The sequence below is a fragment of the Litorimonas taeanensis genome, assembly GCF_003634015.1.
GTDB lineage: Bacteria > Pseudomonadota > Alphaproteobacteria > Caulobacterales > Maricaulaceae > Litorimonas > Litorimonas taeanensis.
In genome coordinates this window covers 1048339-1067611 of the sequence record NZ_RBII01000002.1, presented here as the reverse complement: position 1 = coordinate 1067611, position 19273 = coordinate 1048339, and the positions used below count along the sequence as shown (strand labels likewise).

Below are 19273 nucleotides of genomic sequence, written 5' to 3'. Positions count from 1 at the left end.
GGCGTCAGTTGTTTGCTCTCTCGCTATATTCATAAATATCGCTCTCTATCTCCTCCCCATCTAGAAACTGATCTGCATAGTTTCGTGCTTTTTCAGGTGTAGCTAGCAGGGTTAAAACATTTAAGCCGTGTTCAATGAGTTTACGCTGAAGGTCGTCTTGAGGCGGTTGGGCCTGCGCATGTTCTATCAGACCTCTAACTTTATTGAGGTCATAATAATCGTCGGCCTGCAACGTCAAAAGCGAGAAAGCGTAATTAATAAGCATAACGGGATCATTCGGAGATTTCTGCAGAGCCTGTTCATACAGACGCATCCCCTCTCTTATTGAAGCTCCAAATAAATTATTCGCCCTTTCATCTCCAATTTTTCTAGCAATGCCTAAATGCCAAGCTCCGAGAAGCGCATCACCCCTCTCATCCTCTGGAAAAAATTGTCTATAAATTTCTATTTTTTCAAAACTCTTCTGGGGTAGCTTTTTCACCCAAGCGGTCAGGCCACTCGACATGCGAACAACAAACCCATCCGCTAATGCATATTGTAATCGGGCATTTTGATGATTTGGTTTTAGCCTCAAGGCCTCTTCGGCCAAATCGCGGGCCGTTTTGGCCGCTTTCTTTAAGTTTTGCGCTTCGCCAAGCAAGACTTGCCGCGCCAAGCTTTCAGATGCTAGCGCATAACCCCCTGCCGTTTCTAATGCTATGGCCATTTCATAGGCCTGCTGATACTGCCCAATACGCATTAAATCTTGAACCACAGAAATTTGGGCAGCGTTATCTGAAGGCGTGGCATTCGCTATGGTGGCCATAGGAAATAGCCACAACAGAGTCACAATAATTTTTATGAGGCGCCCCATAGGGGAGCTATATCATAAATACAGAAAAGTTTCTACGCCGCTGTCTTGTCGTGTGTTTTATTCTGACACGCCAGATAGAGCTTTTTCAATCAGCTCTGCCGTTTCATCAGGGCCATAAATCGCCACGAAAGATCCAAAACGTGGGCCTTGGCTTTGACCTAAGCACACTTCATAAATGGCTTTGAACCAATTCCGAAGGTTTTCAAACTCATGGTCTTTACCGACAGCGAAGATAAGCGTTTGTAAGGCTTCACCATCCGTTTTCTCGGCATCGGGAACTGTGCGTAGCCGCCCGGCCAAATCTTCTAACGCCGATTTCTCTTGGGCATCTGGCGCGCGGTAGGCCTTGTTTGGTTTTACGAAGTCTTGGTAATAGCGAACAGCAAAATCAGCGAGTTGATCCAAAGCAGGATTATCTTTTGGGTTAGCTTCAGGCGCATAGCGCTCAATAAAGCCCCAAAGAATATCACGATCAGACGCATTCGCCGCACTCACCAAATTTAATAGCAACGCGAAGGTAACTGGCGGGACAGCACTTGGCGGATTGCCATTATGAATATGCCAAACTGGATTGTTGGCTTGAGCCTTTTCATCTTGATTTGAAAAAGCGGCCAAATGCTGAAAATATTCATCAACTGTTTTTGGAATAACATCAAAATACAGCTTTTTCGCAGCGCGAGGTTTTGCAAAATTAAATAAAGAGAGGCTCTCTTGTGGTGCATAGGCAAGCCAATCTTCGACGGATATACCATTGCCCTTAGACTTCGAAATTTTCTCGCCCTTCTCGTCTAGGAATAACTCATAGACATATTGAACAGGCGCTTCGCCGCCTAAAATTTTACATATGCGTGAATATATTGGCGCGTTATCTTGGTGGTCTTTTCCAAACATTTCGAAATCCACACCAAGCGCAGCCCACCGCATACCAAAGTCAGGCTTCCACTGTAATTTCACATGACCGCCTGTCACAGGCAAAGTGACTTCGCTTCCATTTTCATCATCAAAAGTAATGGTTCCGGCTTTCGCATCCACTGATTTCATGGGAACATAGAGCACCCGACCGGTACTTGGTGAAATAGGCAAAAATGGCGAATAGGTTGCGCGTCTTTCTTCTCCTAGTGTCGGGAGCATAACAGCCATAATATCATCAAATTTTTCAAGAGCGCGTAATAGATATTTATCATAGCCCCCTGAACGATAAATTTCTGTGGCGGACATGAACTCATATTCAAAACCAAAGCTATCGAGGAAAGCGCGTAAGCGCGCATTCATATGCGCACCATAGCTGTCATGCGTACCGAACGGGTCTGGCACATCTGTTAAGGGTTTTTGCAAATAGCTTTCTAGGCTTTCTGGGTTCGGCACAGTCGACGGCACTTTGCGCATACCGTCCAAATCATCTGACACACAAATCAAGCGTGTGGCTATCTTGCCTTCCGTCAAAGCAATAAAGGCATTGCGCACCATAGTCGTGCGGACAACTTCGCCAAATGTACCGATATGCGGCAAGCCAGAAGGGCCATACCCCGTTTCGAACACAACAGGTTTATCCCCGCGGTCAATGCCGCGACGTTTTTCAATATCCAAACGCTTTAAAATAAGACGGGCCTGTTCAAAGGGCCAAGCTTTGGAACTCATATAGGTATCAACAGTCATGAGCGGGAGTTAGGCTTGATAGGCGGTTTCGTCAATGCGCGAATCTAAGCCTTATGGGTGTTATCGCTTCCAAGTGAAGGAAAGCGCCGCGGCATCTTCTGAAAATTTAAAATCATCAGAGCTAGCTTCGCGTCTGGAGTATGACAAAGAAACATCTGCGTCCCCTATTCTATACCCAACACCCGCCTGTGCGTCGCCGACAATAATATTATCTTGTAGATAGAATTGCCCGCTTGTGAGTCGATCAACACTATTCGGCCCATATGTCAAAGCCTCGGCATCGGCCCCAGCAAAAACATACCAAGTATTGCTCTTGATATTTGAGCCTTTACGTAAATCTTCGCCAATTTCGACAACAGCACCCACAAGGGTTGAGGAGTTGTCATTATCGAACCGCATAGAAGCCCGAGGCGTTACAGAAAGGTCGATTCCTTTTTCCGAAACGCTCGTAAATTGCTTGCTCAGTCCCATATCCACACGGTCATCGCGGCGCAAACACTGCCCCGTACCTGAAAGACAGCTTGGATCTGAAATATCTAGCTTAAATAATGTTGACCCGACACTTTTGGCCGGCAGATCAATAAGCGGCGTATCAAATCCCGACAAAGACGAACTGCCCAGATTTAGATTCAAACCCTCTGTTGTTTTAGAGGCTGTTTGCCCATCGTCTTGGGCCGTTGCGGCATAAGAGAAAGATAAGGAAAGCACAGATATACATGACGCAAGAATCGCACGCTTGGCAAAAGAGCGTTTATTGTCGATAATTTTGTCTAATTTAGACACGCTCCCGCCCTTTCCTTTGTTAAAACCTGTAACATTTTGACATGTTTCGTCACTATTGCACGAATTTCGTTTCTCTGCCCTTAAATTATGACAATTTCATGCCATTTCTCTTAATTAAGGTCAGAAACTGTGTTTTGTTCCAATAACTGTGACTGAAAAGCCACAAAAAAAGCGCCAACCCCATTGGGTCGACGCTTTTTACTATTCATGCCTTCAACTATGAAGGCGGACTAAGAATCACAGCCTATTGGCAAGCTAGGCACTCTTCGTAATCTGTAGGCGCTGCGGCTTCCATGGCTTTTTCCATGTCATTTTTGTTTTCTGAACCCGCAAATGAGGCGCGCTGAACCGATTTAGAACGGCAATAATAAAGCGACTTCACGCCTTTTTCCCAGGCTTGCCAATGCAGCATATGTAGGTCCCATTTATCGACATTACCCGGGATGAAAATGTTCAAAGATTGAGCTTGGCAAATATGCGGCGCGCGGTCGGCCGCATGCTCAATCACCCAGCGCTGGTCAATTTCAAAGGCTGTACGGAAGACCATTTTTTCATGCTCATCCAGTTCATCAATATGCTGAACCGAGCCTTCATTTTCAAGAATCGTGGCCCAAACACCGTCGCGGTTTAGACCTTTTTCTTCGAGAACATCCTCTAGGAACTTGTTCTTTACGGTAAACGAGCCTGACAAGGTTTTATGCGTATAGATATTCGCTGGGATTGGTTCGATGCCCGCGGATGTTCCGCCGCAAATAATCGAAATAGACGCCGTTGGGGCCACAGCCATTTTATGGCTGAAACGCTCATCCGTAACGCCCATGTCAAGCGCATCAGGGCAAGCACCACGCTCTGCTGCAAGGGCTTTAGACGCTGCATTCGCCTGTGAACGAATATAAGAGAACATCCGATTATTGAAACTCTTGGCCATTGCGCTTTCAAACGGAATTGATTTTGATTGTAGAAGCGAATGGAAGCCCATTAAACCAAGGCCGACTGAACGCTCTCTTGCTGCGGAATACTTCGCCTGAGCCATTTTATCGGGTGCATTACGGATAAAGCTCTCAAGGACATTATCCAAGAAACGCATAATATCTTCGATAAAGCCTTCTTGATCTTTCCACTCATCCCAACGCTCAGCATTCAAAGAAGACAAACAACACACCGCTGTACGGTCTTTGCCATATGTGTCTTTACCCGTTGCGAGCATAATTTCTGCACAAAGATTAGACTGCTGGACTTTCATACCCGCTTCACGCTGATGCGGCGCTAAAGCCTTATTCACTGTGTCAGAGAACACCATATAAGGTTCACCAGTTTGCAGGCGCATTTCCAGAATTTTCTGCCAAATCTTACGCGCATCAACCGTTTTAATGACCAAATTTGTATGCGGGCTACGCAGACCAAATTCTGATCCAGAGGCAACGGCCTCCATAAATTCATCGGTAATGTTCAACCCGTGATGCAGATTCAAAGATTTACGGTTAAAGTCACCTGTTGGCTTGCGGATTTCCAAAAATTCTTCAATTTCTGGGTGATGAATATCCAAATAAACGGCAGCCGAACCTCGCCGTAAAGAGCCTTGTGAAATCGCAAGCGTCAGAGAATCCATCACACGAATGAATGGGATAATACCGGATGTTTTACCTGCACGACCAATTTTCTCACCGATAGACCGGACGCTTCCCCAATAAGTACCGATTCCGCCGCCATTAGAGGCAAGCCATACATTCTCGTTCCAAATATCAACAATCGAATCAAGACTGTCATCAACGGAGTTTAGAAAACAAGAAATGGGGAGGCCGCGATCAGCGCCGCCATTCGATAATACGGGCGTTGCAGGCATAAACCACAGCTTAGACATATAATTATAAAGGCGCTGAGCGTGGTCTGTATCATCAGCGTAAGCCTGCGAAACACGGGCGAACATATCTTGATACGACTCATCAGGTAAAAGGTAACGATCAACGAGCGTTTTCTTGCCGAAATCAGTCAGTAAAGCATCACGAGCCCGTACAGTTTTCGGACGGGCTGTACCCGGATTCAGGGGCTTAGACGTTTTTTCTTTCTGTGATATTTCAGCGACCTTTGGTTTCATCGTTAGTTCCGCACGCGCAGACTCGTCCATAACGTCTATATCATTTTCACTCAAAGATGTGAATTCACTCTGTGTCATCTCACTCATGCCTCATTTCCCTCCCGAGGTGTTCACGCAACCAGCCCTTATCAAGTGTCCCGCACATAATAATTCAGTCCAGACGGACAGAACCCCCTTTATCTGCGGTTTAACATGAAAACGAACCGTTTCGACTACATATAGTGTGTAATTCGGCTTTCACGTCAACACCTAGTATGTTCGAAATGAGACTAAAATGGTTTATGAACCGTTAAGCCTTTGGGATTACGTCAAATTTTTTACAAAACCTTCATGTTACTTTTTTGATAAAACCACACCCTAGAATCGAGGAGTGCGGTAAAGCCCTGATAGGGTGCTCTGCGAACAAAAAGACACCACCAGACTCATTAAAACAGTGGACAAACCCTGTATAAAAATCGCCGACTTATTTAGTTGCTGCGCAGAGACATCAGGAATTTCCGCAAGCCTCTGTAATATGTGAACTTTTTGTTGCGGTACTATTCGACCGCAAGAGATTATGGCATGAGAGCCATATGAAAATTCTTATCATCACCGACGCTTGGCACCCTCAAGTCAATGGCGTTGTACGTACATTACAGCAAACAACAGATGCTTTGCGCGAAAAAGGGCATATCGTGGAGGTTATCGCCCCTTCCGATGGCTATTTCACTATGCCGCTGCCAACCTACCCCGATATACGGCTAGCCCCCTTTGCCTATAGCAGCGTTAAAAAACGCATCACAGATTTTGGCCCCGAAGCCGTTCACATTGCAACAGAGGGTCCATTGGGCCAAATGGCGAGATCGCTATGCTTGAAATGGGAAATGCCTTTCACGACAAGCTATCACACCAAGTTCCCGGAATATATCAAAGCGCGTTTCCCGTTTATTCCGCTCTCATGGCCATATAATTTTGTACGCGAGTTCCATAACTCTGGCGGACGCACAATGGTCACGACACCATCAATGGTGGACTTTCTGGCTGAACGCGGTTTCACCAAGCTCGCAGCATGGGCGCGTGGTGTCGATAGTGATATATTTAATCCCGAACGCCGTTTCGCCCCAGAGGATGTTTATAAAGGACTTCAGCGCCCCATATGGGTTAATGTAGGCCGCGTTGCCGTTGAGAAAAATATCGAAGCCTTTTTAGATTTAGACTTACCCGGCTCTAAAGTCGTGGTTGGAGACGGCCCCCAATTAGAACAATTAAGACGAAAATATCCGGACATCACTTTTACAGGGTCAAAATTTGGAGAAGACTTGGCGCGATATTTCGCCGATGCCGATGTTTTCGTGTTCCCTTCAAAAACAGATACTTTTGGGCTCGTGATTATCGAATCCATGGCTACAGGTACCCCAGTCGCGGGCTATCCTGTTTCTGGCCCAATTGACATTATTCCTGGTTCAAAGGCTGGGTCCGTCAATGAAGATTTGAGGACGGCTTGTTTTGAGGCCCTTGAACTCAACCGAGAAGACGCCGTTGCTCATGCCAAAAAATATGGATGGGATGCAGTATCCGAAGTCTTCTTCCAGCACTTAACGCCAGAATACACGCCAAAGGCCCGAAGACGTTGGCGCCGTATGCGGCGCTTAACACGCATTGCCAGTAGCCCCTATCATATGGTTAAGCGAAACTTGCGTCGCGTGTGGCGTATCGTCAGGGGCAAATCTGTTCCCAAGGTTTAACCATATTGGGGTTTAACCTTATTGGGGTTTAACCTCTATAATTCTCGCCCTAGCGTTTGAAGAATAAACGATAATAGTGGCTCACCAGAACGGCATTGATTAACTCCCATCCTTCTAAACCTTGGCGCGTTAAAACCTCTTCGATCATTGCATCTGCCTTTTCCGCGCTCGCGAAGGGGCTCGGCTTGACAGTCAGTACTTTATATTGCCAGCGTCTATCGTGCATGAGACTCTCCTATTAGTCTTCGCTTCATGTAAAAGCTTTGCGGCGTTGTGGCTGTATCGACATGATAACACTCCCAGCCCTCTTGGCCCATTTCGTTTAAGGCCTGAACTTTATGCGCTCGCACTCTTTGCGGTGTTTGCCGAAAAACACTAAATCCCTTCATAACAGGTTGGATAATTTTATATTCCCAACGCGTGTCAAAGACATTGATTGTCTGCTCACCTTCATCCTTCATCACGACTAGCCTCGCTTGATTGTAGGGTTTCACTTTTGGACTTTAGGCGCCCCTGCTTGCGTAAGGCTTCTCGCAACACATACTCGATTTGACCATTTAATGAGCGCAGCTCATCATCAGACCAACGCTTCATAGCGTCGAGTACCTCTGCATTCACACGCAGAGGAAATGATTTTTTTGTCGGCTTTTTGGCCACGGCACTAATAGATTGAACCCGTATTCACGACAGGCTGAGTCGCCTTATCGGAACACAAAACCACGAGCAAGTTAGACACCATGGCGGCGCGGCGCTCAGGGTCTAGCTCGACGATATCTTTTTCTTGAAGAGCCTCGAGCGCATCTTCGACCATGCCAACCGCGCCTTCGACAATTTTCTTACGGGCTGCAATGATCGCTCCGGCTTGTTGTCTTTGTAACATCGCCCCGGCAATTTCAGGTGAATAAGCTAGGTGTGAAATCCGAGCCTCGATGACATGAATACCCGCCTTGGCCAGTCGGTCTTGAATCTCTGTACGGAGGCGTTCCGAAATTTCAACAGGGTGTGAACGCAAAGAGATTTGATCCGCCTCATGTTGGTCATAAGGATAGCTAGTGGCCATTGACCGTATCGCCGCCTCGCTTTGGATTTGTACAAAACTCTCATAACTATCGACATTAAAAACGGCTTCTGCCGAGTCGTTGACTTCCCACACAACAATGGCGGCAATTTCAATGGGTGATCCATCAAGCTCGTTAACTTTCAACTTGCCGCTTTCAAAGTTTCTCACACGCAGGCTAATTTTCTTCTTTGTATAAAAGGGATTATTAAATCGCAGCCCTGGGGTGCGCACTGTCCCAATATATTTTCCAAACAAGCTCAGAACAGCGGATTGATTGGGTTCAACTTTGTACAACCCCGAAAAAGCGATGAGTAAAATAGGCAGCGCTACTACTAAAACTATAAGGCGCATTTCTTTGGTCATCGCCACATTGATAAACACAAAAACGCCGACTGCAGTCAGAGCTAATAAAATCAACAACAATGGAATTCCGCTGATCGACTTAACTTCTCTTTCTCTAATATCACTCATATTTTTACACCCATGGCTGGGGCTCCCTTATTATAAGTACAATATGATATCATTTTGTAGTGATATCAAGAGAGTCGCATAAATTTTAATATAACATATTGATAAAACTCATTATTTTCTAGGAATCTCACCAAAGCCAAGCGGTCCTTACGGGCCCCTTCAAGGCAATTATGACTGAATATGGGTTGGCAAAGCACTTTCAAAATCTACCGTCCATTTTTTGTGCGCTTAGCGACCATCGCGTCAATTCCGGGGCCGTCATTTGAGTTGTGCCGTTTAACACTCTATGGCTGTTATATGCGTCAAACTCATAACACGCCTCAAAACCCAGTCCGATTGATAGCTGTCTCCAATCGAACGGCCGTCGACCCCAATGCCCGCGCAGGGGGGTTAGCTGTCGCATTATGGGATAGCTTGAAATCAACGAACGGGCTTTGGGTTGGATGGAGCGGGAAAGTCAAAGATTTCCCCTCTCTAACACCGACCAAGGTGACTGATGACGGCGTAGATTTTGCTCTCTGCGACATGAGTAAACCGCAATATGAAGGTTTTTACCTCAATTACGCCAATAGTATTCTCTGGCCACTTTTTCACAATCGCCTTGATCTGGTGAATTTCGATTTACACAACTTCGCGCCTTATCAAGAAACCAACAGGCAATTCGCCAAGGCAGTAGAGGACAATGCTAATTCCGAGGATTTTATATGGGTGCATGATTATCATTTTTTCTTGATAGCCCATGAGCTGCGAAAAAACGGGTGGACGGGCGAAATCGGTTTTTTCCTTCACATTCCTTTTCCTGCGCCAGATGTTTTCCGGGCGCTCCCCGAAGCCGCTCTTATGGGTCGCGCGCTCTGCGATTACGATATCATCGGCCTGCAAACCTCTACGGATGTTATTAATCTGAAACGCTATCTCGTTGAAGATTGCGGCGGAAAAGAAGTCGGAGAAGAAGATGTGCTTGTATTTGGCCGTACAGTGACCCTACGCCACTGCCCTATTGGCATTGACGCAAAAAATTTCCGCAAGGCGGCTCTCGGAAAACCTGCCAAAAAAGCTGCAAAAAAATTACGCCGGTTCTTAGGTGGCCGAAAACAAATAATCGGTGTGGACAGAATGGATTACTCAAAGGGTCTCCCCCAAAGATTCGAGGCCGTTTCGAAATTGTTTGATCATTTTCCTGAAACGCGGGGCGTCACCTCATTCATGCAAATTGCGCCTCCCTCTCGGAGTATTGTCGATGAATATGTGCAATTACGTGAAAGACTTGATGGGCTGTGTGGACGCATAAATGGTGACTATGGTGATCTAGATTGGATCCCCATCCGTTATTTGGCACGCCCTTATGAGCGCGCAGAAATCGCAGGGCTCTATGCCATGTCTGATGTTTGCCTCGTAACACCACTCCAAGATGGCATGAACCTTGTCGCAAAAGAGTTTATCGCTGCGCAAGATGAAAGTGATCCGGGGGTTCTTATTTTATCGCAATTTGCTGGCGCCGCCGAGCAAATGAAAGAGGCATTAATTGTCAACCCATATGATACCGAGGCCGTGGCTCAGACACTTCACAAAGCCCTGAATATGCCATTAGAAGAACGGCAAGCGCGATGGAAAGCCCTTCATAAAACTGTCGACACCCAAGATATTAATTGGTGGCGCAACCGCTTTTTTGCGCCGCGCGGTTTCACCCAATCCGTCCCAAAGATTGCGACGTAGCATGGCGGTGCGCATTACAGACAGTTTTGATTTCCCTACCAACATGGCATTGTTTCTGGATTTTGATGGAACATTGGCGGGTTTCAAAGATGACCCAGACACTGTAAAATTGATGCCGCAAGAGAGTGCCCTTATCCTTAATCTCGCAAATCATTTGTCGGGGGCGCTCGCATTAATTAGCGGCCGCGATTTGCGGGACCTGTCTAAACGGGTCCCAAACTCACTTTGGCGACTTGGCAATCATGGGCTTTATAGCGCCGCGCCTTACGAAGACCCTCCAACATCATTCACTCAGTTCCCAACCGAGTTGAAAGCCAAACTAGAGGCCAATCTTTCACATCTGAACGGCATATGGTTTGAGGATAAAGGGCCTGTATTGGCGATACATCACAGAGCGAAACCCGAATCTGGACCCGAGATTTCAAGCTGTGTCGAGGCTGAAATTAAAGCCTACCCCCTACATATTATGCAATTGGGTCACAATGTAATCGAAATAAAACCAGCTGATGCAAATAAAGGCGCCGCTTTAACTAGACAAATGCGCAATCCTGCTTTTGCAAATCGAATACCTGTCATGATTGGCGATGACACAACAGATGAGGATGCCTTTCGAGCGGCTGAAACCTTTGGAGGTTTTGGCATAAAAATGGCGCATCAAGAGATGAAACAGAGCGAAACTGCAGCCCGTTTTTACATTGAAACCATTCAAGACCTCTACGGACTTTTAGGAACCCTTTTATGAGTCATTTAAACCAAGGAATAATTGGCAATAGCACAGTCGCGGCTTTGATTGATACAGATGCCCGTATCAATTGGTTATGTCTGCCCAAAATCGACGGCGAGCCCATTTTTGATGCTCTACTCGGCGGCAAAGGTAGTTTCAACATTTGGATGGAAGACCGTGTCTCAACCGAGCAGAGTTATGAACCTAATACGGCCGTTCTGCGGACTCGATTAACAGATGCCCATGGTGCGATCTTAGATGTCATCGATTTTGCACCCTATTTTGTCAGCCGGGACCGAAATTTCCGCCCAGCCAGTTTTGTCAGAGAAATCAAGGTCATTGCTGGGTCGCCCTGCATCAAAATAGAAATCAATGCGCAAGCCAATTGGGGTGAGCACGAAATTAAAGCCCGGCGAGGAGTTCATCACATTAGTTACGACACAAATGATGGTGGATTTCGTATTACGACGAGCATGCCTGTCTCTTATATTTTGTCACGCACTAGTTTTGTTCTTGACCGTGACGTGTCGTTCATTTGTGGTCCGGATGAAAGCGTAGCTGAAAATGTTGATTTTTTGGCCCGAGATTGGCGAGAACGCACCATAGATTATTGGCGGCGTTGGACGCGTAGTCTGGCCGTTCCACCAGATTGGCAAGCCGCCGTAATTCGTGCTGCCATTACACTGAAGCTCTGTGTTTATGAAGAAACAGGCGGCGTTGTGGCGGCGCTGACCACCTCCGTACCAGAGCATGAAGGGTCACAGAGGAATTGGGACTATAGATTTTGCTGGATAAGGGATGCCTATTTTTCAGTCACGGCGCTTAACCGCCTCGCCTCTATGGAGACATTGGAACATTACATGCGATTTCTTCGCAGTGTTGTTTCGCAAACAAAAGGCGGGCATATTCAACCTGTCTATGGCATTGGTCTTGAAACAGATTTAACAGAAGACATTGCTACGCATCTGCCAGGCTATCGCGGTTACGGCCCGGTGCGCCGCGGCAATCAGGCGGCAGAACATATTCAACATGATGTATATGGTCAAATCGTTCTCGCTGCCACGCAAGCCTTTCTTGATGAACGACTTTTGTCACAAGTTGGCGTCGCTGAATTTGAACAATTAGAACCCGTGGGTGAACGCGCCTTTGCTGTGCACGATACACCCGATGCCGGCATATGGGAATTTCGAACCCTGGCTTATGTCCATACATCATCAGCTATTATGTGCTGGGCCGCGTGTGACAGGCTCTCGAAAATAGCCAATTATTTAAAACTTGAGAAAAAGACAATCTATTGGGCTGAACGCGCCGAAATTATTCACAAACATATTTTAAGCCATGCGTTTAACGAAGAGATGAATGCCTTTACCGCCAGTTACGGCGGTGACACTTTGGATGCCTCTGTTCTTTTAATGGCGGAGATTGGATTCTTACCCGCCTCTGACCCGCGATATATCGGGACTGTCGAAGCCGTGGACCGTGACCTTCGCGAGGGCAATCATATTTACAGATACAAAACCGAAGATGATTTCGGGCGTCCACAAACCGCCTTTACGGCCTGCACATTCTGGCACATTGATGCCCTCTACCGCATTGGCCGCAAAGACGAAGCCCGTGAAATGTTTGAGACGATTTTGGAACAACGTAATCATCTTGGACTTTTATCTGAAGATGTAGATCCAAAAACGAATGAGTTATGGGGGAATTACCCTCAAACCTATTCCATGGTTGGTATTATCAATTCCGCCAACTTAATGAGCCGCAAGTGGACAGATATCGTTTAATCAGAGGTCTAGCCTAATGGGCCTTGATTTTGCTACATCAACGCTATGACACAAAAGCTACCTCCCGCTCCATCGAACCCATGGATTACGCACTCAACAGAGAGTGTTTTTGAAAATGATTGGTTTCGAGTAGAAACCTCCGCCGTCACCACGCCGGGAAACACGGCAGGCCAGTACGGCGTAGTAAGAATGGCAAACCGCTCTGTAGGGGTTGTACCCTATGAAAATGGTCATGTGTGGATGGTGGGCCAAACCCGTTATGCCTTGAATCAATATAGCTGGGAAATTCCAGAAGGCGGCGTGCCTAAAGGCGAAGATATGCTAGCGGCCGCACGGCGTGAGCTAAAAGAAGAAACAGGATTGTCTGCTAGGACCCTGACTCATCTGCTGGACTTCCACCCCTCGAATTCTATCACAGATGAGTATGGTGAAATATATCTTGCAACAGGCCTTACCCGCGGCGCTAGTGCGCTAGAGCCAACCGAAGATATTACTTCCATAAGAATACCTCTGAGCGACCTTCTATCCTATATTGAGAGCGGCCAAATTACAGATGTGATGACAATCATGGCCGCATATAAATTACGGCTTATGCAGCTTGCAGGGGAACTAGAATAACGTCATTATCTCCCTCCATGACGCCATCACCCGAGACTTATAACGCCCGAATCCTAACGCGCATTTCGCAAGTCAGCGAAAGTGAATGGGACGCCCATATTCCTGCTGGCTCTCATCCTTTTTTATCGTGGCGCTTTTTGCATGCCTTAGAGGAAAGCCGCTGCGCCGTAGAAGAAACAGGCTGGGCCCCGCGGCATATTTGGTTGGAAAATCAACAAGGGCAAAGCGTCGGAGCCGCCCCCTTATATGCAAAATCCCATAGCCAAGGTGAGTATGTCTTTGACCATGCATGGGCGGATGCTCTGCAGCGTGCTGGCGGACAGTATTACCCGAAACTTCAATCCTCTATACCCTTTACCCCTGCCACTGGGCCACGTCTTATGGCGGCAAACGCCGAGTATAAAAGCGCCCTTGCCACCGCCATGCTCTCTGCTTGCAATCAATGGGGGATGTCAGGGGTGCACCTTACCTTTCTAGAAGGTGAAGACAGAACCGTATTGGATAATCTGAATTTCGCACATCGCGAAGACAGGCAATTTCACTTTATTAATCGCGGTTATGAAACTTTTGACGACTTTCTCGCAAGCCTGACAAGTCGCAAACGAAAGAACATAAAAAAAGAAAGATCCGCCGCACAAGATGGCATCACAATTAAGCGACTTTCTGGCGATGATTTGAAAGATGAGCATTGGGATGCATTTTATGCCTGTTATCTCGATACTGGAGAACGCAAATGGGGACGGCCATATCTAAACCGCGAGTTCTTTGATTTAATGCAACAAACCATGAGACAAGATATTTGTCTGGTTATGGCGTTTGATGGTGAGACACCGATTGCATCAGCCCTCAATTATATTGGATCAGAAGCGCTATACGGCCGCAACTGGGGGGCATTAGTCCATAAACCCTTTTTGCATTTTGAACTCTGTTACTATCAAGCGATTGAAGCCGGTTTAGAGCGCGGTTTACCGCGTGTCGAAGCCGGTGCACAAGGCGAACACAAGCTGGCGCGTGGCTATGAACCCATAGCGACGCATAGCGCGCATTTCCTTGCCCATGAAAGCCTACAAAACGCCGTAGAAGACTATCTTGAACATGAGCGCTCAGCGGTAGAGCGTGAAATAGAAATTCTGGATCAACATACTCCGTTTAAAAAGACATCAGATGAGCCTCGTTAACTTTTCTACTCATAATAATTTAGCCGAAGCGAGCGTTAATTACTCATGTTTAAAAGCAGGAGGATTTCATCCAAACTTTCAAAATTATAATCATGCGAATCTAGTGGCGCTTTATATCCTCGCTTTTGGTGGAATTATTCTCCAGCTACCCAATAATGAAGTTGAAGGCGCCCGAGCCTATCTTGCACAAATTCGAGAACAACCTCTGCAAGAATCTGACCCTATTATTCGACGCAAATATGGTATGTGGAAGCGTAGCGTGCTGTTTGCGTGTCTTTCTTACTCCATTGGCTTTGGTAGCATTTCCACAGCATTTTTGATGGTTGGTTTTATCTTTTTGACCCCAGAATTATTATGTTTCTTCGCAATACCCTTTATCATTTGGGGCGTTATGAAAGGTCAAACCCTTGCAATCATCTGGCTTTTCTTTCCACTTATGTTACTCCACGCTAAATATATTGCCCTGCCAAAATTGAGACAACAACATGACGCTTCACGCTGAATACGATCCGAGTAACATTTTCGCCAAAATCATGGCGCATGACATGCCTGCAGCGCGGGTATATGAGGACGAACACATCCTCGTTATTATGGATGCTTTTCCGCAATCGCGCGGACATTGTCTGGTTATCCCTAAGCGTCCAGTCCGAAACTTACTGGCATTAGCGCCCAAAGATGTGGGTCGTTTATTTGGAACGGTTCAGCGCGTCGCCCAGGCCGTTGACAAAGCCTTATCACCAGATGGAATTGTGGTGACACAGTTCAACGGCGCTCCCGCTGGACAAAGCGTATTCCATTTACATGTTCATGTTATTCCAAAGTTTGACAGTGAAAATTTCGCGGGTCATGGCGAAGCCAAAATGGGCGATATTGACGAATTAAAAGCTCTGGCTCAAAAAATTGCTGAAAAGCTTTAAACTTTAAATCTCTTTAAAAAGGACTGACTATGCGTTTATTCCTCCTATCAATATCAACTGCCGCGCTCTTAGCTGGCTGTAACAATACAGAGCAGCAATCGACAGTTTCTTCAGTAGAACCTACGGCAACAACAGAGCAAAATGGTTATAATATTGATGCGCAATATGCGAAATTTGCCGAAATCAAAATAGACGTTGATACAGGTTTTCTTAGCGCCTCTGAAAAAGCGGTCGTGAACAAGCTGATTACAGCGAGCGAATATCTATCCAAAATTTATCTCTTACAACGCGGCGCAAATTATCCAGCCCTACGCCAAGAGATCAAAGAAAATGGCACTGCCATTCAATTGGCCATGTTTGATTTACATTTTGGGCCTTGTGATGGGTTAGAAGATGGAAAACTTTTTTACGGTGATACGCCCTGCCCCAAAGGCGGCGGTTTCTATCCTGCCGATATGACCCGTGAAGAATTTGAGTCTCATATAGCGGCAAATCCGGCTGATAAATCTGATTTTACTTCGGGCTATACCGTCATTCGCCGAACTGATGATGGCGGATTAAAAGCAGTTCCCTACCACGTGGAATATGCCGAGTACCTTGAGCCAGCAGCGGCCCTTTTGCGCGAAGCTGCCGAAATTTCAGAAAATAAAAGCCTAAAACGCTTCCTAACCATGCGGGCAGAATCATTCCTTACGGATGATTATTTTGAGTCAGAAATGGCGTGGATGGATCTTGATGGAAATATCGAAGTCGCTATCGGACCTTACGAAGTCTATGATGATGGCTTGTTCGGATATAAAACCGCGTATGAGAGCTTTTTGACAATTAAAAACCCAGAAGAATCTGCAGCGCTTGCAAAATACAAGCATTATCTCAAAGACATGGAAAAGAACCTGCCTGTTGAAGAAAGCTATAAGAATTTTGCTCGCGGGTTTGAGAGTCCCATTGCAGTAACTTACCAAGTTCATGGCGGCGGCGACAATGAAAATGGCGTGCAGACAATTGCGTTTAACCTACCCAATGATGAGCGCGTGCGCGAAGCAAAAGGCGCCAAGAAAGTTATTTTGAATAACGTGCTCGGCGCAAAATATGACCGTATCCTCGCCCCAATCGGGGAGAGAGTGTTAATCGAAGACCAAGCTAAGCTAACGACAAAAAAATATATGAGCTATAATACGCTTTTCCATGAACTTTCCCATTCACTAGGGCCCGGCACAATCACAGTTGATGGGGTTGAGACGACTGTGAATGCACAGTTGAAAGAACTGGCGTCTGGCCTTGAAGAAGGCAAAGCCGACGTCATGGGAGCCTATAATATACTGTATATGATGGACCGCGGAGAATTACCGGCAGAAGACAAAGAAGCCTTCCTCGCCACTTATTTTTCAGGAAAATTTCGATCTATGCGCTTTGGTATCGGTGCGGCCCATGCAAAAGGTGCCGCTTTCCAGTATAATTATTACCGCGAAGTTGGCGCTGTAGAATGGCTACCGGAGCAAGAGCGTTTCCGTATTGATTTTGCTAAATTAGAACAAGCTATTTCTGACTTAACAGGTAAAGTCGTTCGCATCCAAGGCGATGGCCGTTATGATGGCGCCAAAGCCTTTTTAGATGACTATCTAACTCTGGACGATGCGGCTGAAACCGTACTCGGAAATTTATCAGATATTCCCTATGACATTCGGCCTATCTACCCCGAAAAGATATAAGTTTAAATTTCTCAAGCCCGCCAATTTGGCGGGTTTTTTCATGTGTTTATGGCAAGGCTTCTTCGATACGGTCTAACAGACTATCAAGTTCACGATCTTCTTTTTGGATCTGTGGCTTTTGCGCGATTATTAATTTAGAGACTGGAGTGTCTTTCAGATATTCGGACATATAATCCTGAAATATCTGCGCCGGAATCTTACCGCCTGTTATACGTTTCATCGGTGCATTTGTATCATTCCCCGTCCAAACTCCCGTGACGATGTCGGGGGCGTAACCCATAAACCACGCATCCCGAAAATCATTAGTCGTCCCAGTTTTACCGCCAATATCGCGCCCTTGAATTTGGGCGCGGCGACCCGTGCCATATTGCACTGTCCGCGTCATCAAACGGTTCATTTGCGCTAACTTATCGGTCGCTATGACCGTTTCTAGCGGCGGCAATGCGGCATCATAGAGCGGGGTACCATTCGCCGTCGAGATAGAAATTATACCATATGGCTCTGCCGCTCGGCCAAAATTGGCAAATGGCAAATAGCTTTGTGTTAATTTCAAAGGCGTCGTGACATGGGACCCTAGAGCTAAACTGCGTATAGGGGATAAGTCTTCGAGGCCAAACCGGTTCGCCACAGCCATGACAGAGCTTCGGCCGGCCTCTTCTCCGAGCTTTACAGCAACTGTATTGATAGATTGGGCGAAAGCCTCCTCTACCGTTATGACGCCTTTGAACTCTTTGCTGAAATTCTTTGGTGTCCAACTATCAATACGGCTAGTCAGAGTAATCGGCTCGTCAATACGTTCATCCCATGGCGATATTCCCGCCTCAAGCGCCGCCAAATAGACAAAGGGTTTAAAAGCAGAACCGGGCTGTCGTTCTGCCTGTGTCGATCGATTAAACTGACTATCTGAATAGGAGGCACCGCCAATCATGGCTAAGACAGCCCCTGTCCCATCAAGCGTCACCAAGGCCGCTTGCTCGGCGCCCTTTTGAGGGTCTAAATTTTTAATAACCGCATTTTGCGCTAAGGTCTGCGCCTGTCGATCTAGGGTGGTTTGTACAACTAAATCTTGAGAGGGGGTGTCCCCTAGTACAGACTCAATTTGTGGCCAAATCCAGTCCACAAAATATTGCGCTGAATTATCAGATTGTGGCCTATGGATACGAATAGGATAATTTAAGGCCTGTTCTAGCATGTCAGAACCGATTAAGTTTTGTTGCTCCATCAGGTTTAAAACCACAGCCGTACGTTTCGCCGCGCGTGAGGGATGCTGCACAGGATTTAGTGCTGATGGCGCACGCAACAAACCCGCCAGCATCGCTGTCTCGGAAAGATTAAGCTGGGCGGCGGGTTTATCGAAATATCGTTTTGAAGCCGCTTCTAATCCCCAAGCGCCGCTACCGAAATATACTTTAGACAAATATAGCTCGAGGATTTCATCCTTTGTGAAACTGCGTTCCAACCAAATAGCCATAAGCATTTCTTGAGCCTTACGGCGTAAAGTTTTCTCTGGCGAAAGAAAAACATTCTTTGAGAGTTGTTGTGTTAAGGTCGAGCCACCTTGCACATAACTCCCTGCTTTTATGTTTTGCACTGTCGCACGCAAAAGCGCCTCTGGGTCGATACCAATATGATTGTAAAACCGCTTATCTTCGACAGCTAATATGGTGAGCGGAACATGAAACGGTAAAGCCTCAATTTTCACACGCGGTGCTACGGTCGCGCCTCTTACTAATATATCCCGTCCCTGCCTATCGACAATCTGAACACTGACGGGCCTTTGATTATCCCATAATTGCTTGGGGTCGGGCAGGTCTTTCGCCGCAATGGCAAACCCACCAAAGCCAACCATGCCGCCAAGGTAACCCGCCATAAGGCCAGAAATAACGCCGCGGCGCAAAACACGCTTTGCCCGTCCACTCAAAGGCGGCAATCGCAAATTTCTAAATCGCGATGTCAAATCGACTAGGTTCATGTTTCCACTAAAG

17 protein-coding genes and 1 pseudogene are annotated in these 19273 nt (G+C 46.6%); 9 read left to right on the top strand and 9 right to left on the bottom strand.

Annotation, left to right across the window (positions count from 1 at the left end):
- Positions 1-4 precede the first annotated feature (4 nt).
- From DES40_RS12995 to DES40_RS12980, 4 genes are all read right to left on the bottom strand, one after another.
- Positions 5-805, bottom strand: a complete 801-nt coding sequence (locus tag DES40_RS12995) for a tetratricopeptide repeat protein (protein WP_147405920.1) — start codon at positions 803-805, stop codon at positions 5-7.
- A 105-nt stretch (positions 806-910) separates the two neighbouring features.
- Complete coding sequence (locus DES40_RS12990; protein WP_121102831.1) at positions 911-2509, bottom strand: lysine--tRNA ligase; 1599 nt, start codon at positions 2507-2509, stop codon at positions 911-913.
- A 60-nt stretch (positions 2510-2569) separates the two neighbouring features.
- Positions 2570-3292 (bottom strand): DUF2219 family protein, encoded by a 723-nt coding sequence (locus DES40_RS12985; RefSeq protein ID WP_121102829.1) that lies wholly within the window; start codon positions 3290-3292, stop codon positions 2570-2572.
- Positions 3293-3536: 244 nt separating this feature from the next.
- The gene (locus DES40_RS12980; protein ID WP_407656795.1) at positions 3537-5465 is read right to left on the bottom strand and encodes a ribonucleoside-diphosphate reductase subunit alpha; all 1929 of its coding nucleotides are present in this window, start codon (positions 5463-5465) and stop codon (positions 3537-3539) included.
- A 494-nt stretch (positions 5466-5959) separates the two neighbouring features.
- Between DES40_RS12980 and DES40_RS12975 the strand changes: the two genes are divergently transcribed.
- On the top strand, positions 5960-7111 hold the full coding sequence (locus tag DES40_RS12975; protein ID WP_121102827.1) for a glycosyltransferase family 4 protein: 1152 nt from the start codon (positions 5960-5962) through the stop codon (positions 7109-7111).
- A gap of 49 nt (positions 7112-7160) precedes the next feature.
- Here DES40_RS12975 and DES40_RS12970 read toward each other — a convergent pair whose 3' ends face one another.
- From DES40_RS12970 to DES40_RS12955, 4 genes and pseudogenes are all read right to left on the bottom strand, one after another.
- Positions 7161-7337: a DUF4177 domain-containing protein gene (locus DES40_RS12970; RefSeq protein ID WP_121102825.1), complete on the bottom strand. Its 177-nt coding sequence runs from the start codon at positions 7335-7337 to the stop codon at positions 7161-7163.
- Positions 7327-7572, bottom strand: coding sequence for a DUF4177 domain-containing protein (locus DES40_RS12965; protein WP_121102823.1), 246 nt, complete (start codon positions 7570-7572; stop codon positions 7327-7329). The genes DES40_RS12970 and DES40_RS12965 overlap by 11 nt, the downstream gene beginning before the upstream one ends.
- Positions 7562-7768 carry an Arc family DNA-binding protein gene (locus DES40_RS12960; protein WP_121102821.1) on the bottom strand — a complete coding sequence of 69 codons (207 nt, stop codon included), beginning with the start codon at positions 7766-7768 and terminating at the stop codon, positions 7562-7564. The genes DES40_RS12965 and DES40_RS12960 overlap by 11 nt, the downstream gene beginning before the upstream one ends.
- A gap of 4 nt (positions 7769-7772) precedes the next feature.
- Positions 7773-8474 (bottom strand): annotated as a pseudogene (locus DES40_RS12955) (SPFH domain-containing protein); the annotation flags it as partial.
- Positions 8475-8939: 465 nt separating this feature from the next.
- On the opposite strand from DES40_RS12955, the gene DES40_RS12950 reads away from it, so the two are divergent.
- Genes DES40_RS12950 through DES40_RS12915 form a run of 8 tightly spaced genes read left to right on the top strand, consistent with a single transcriptional unit; the run spans position 8940 to position 17288 of the window.
- Positions 8940-10358, top strand: coding sequence for an alpha,alpha-trehalose-phosphate synthase (UDP-forming) (locus tag DES40_RS12950; protein WP_121103003.1), 1419 nt, complete (start codon positions 8940-8942; stop codon positions 10356-10358).
- Position 10359: 1 nt separating this feature from the next.
- Complete coding sequence (otsB, locus tag DES40_RS12945) at positions 10360-11100, top strand: trehalose-phosphatase (RefSeq protein ID WP_121102819.1); 741 nt, start codon at positions 10360-10362, stop codon at positions 11098-11100.
- Complete coding sequence (locus tag DES40_RS12940) at positions 11097-12866, top strand: glycoside hydrolase family 15 protein (protein ID WP_121102817.1); 1770 nt, start codon at positions 11097-11099, stop codon at positions 12864-12866. The genes otsB and DES40_RS12940 overlap by 4 nt, the downstream gene beginning before the upstream one ends.
- Positions 12867-12911: 45 nt before the next feature.
- Positions 12912-13484, top strand: a complete 573-nt coding sequence (locus DES40_RS12935; protein ID WP_121102816.1) for an NUDIX domain-containing protein — start codon at positions 12912-12914, stop codon at positions 13482-13484.
- A gap of 17 nt (positions 13485-13501) precedes the next feature.
- On the top strand, positions 13502-14662 hold the full coding sequence (locus tag DES40_RS12930; protein ID WP_121102814.1) for a GNAT family N-acetyltransferase: 1161 nt from the start codon (positions 13502-13504) through the stop codon (positions 14660-14662).
- Positions 14649-15164: a hypothetical protein gene (locus tag DES40_RS12925; RefSeq protein WP_121102812.1), complete on the top strand. Its 516-nt coding sequence runs from the start codon at positions 14649-14651 to the stop codon at positions 15162-15164. Before DES40_RS12930 ends, DES40_RS12925 begins: the two co-directional genes overlap by 14 nt.
- A complete protein-coding gene (locus DES40_RS12920) occupies positions 15148-15579 on the top strand; it encodes an HIT family protein (protein ID WP_121102810.1) in 432 nt (143 codons plus the stop codon). Before DES40_RS12925 ends, DES40_RS12920 begins: the two co-directional genes overlap by 17 nt.
- A gap of 29 nt (positions 15580-15608) precedes the next feature.
- Positions 15609-17288 carry a dipeptidyl-peptidase 3 family protein gene (locus DES40_RS12915; protein ID WP_121102808.1) on the top strand — a complete coding sequence of 560 codons (1680 nt, stop codon included), beginning with the start codon at positions 15609-15611 and terminating at the stop codon, positions 17286-17288.
- Between the two features lie 46 nt (positions 17289-17334).
- On the opposite strand, the gene DES40_RS12910 is transcribed toward DES40_RS12915, so the two are convergent.
- The gene (locus DES40_RS12910) at positions 17335-19260 is read right to left on the bottom strand and encodes a transglycosylase domain-containing protein (RefSeq protein ID WP_121102805.1); all 1926 of its coding nucleotides are present in this window, start codon (positions 19258-19260) and stop codon (positions 17335-17337) included.
- Positions 19261-19273 lie beyond the last annotated feature (13 nt).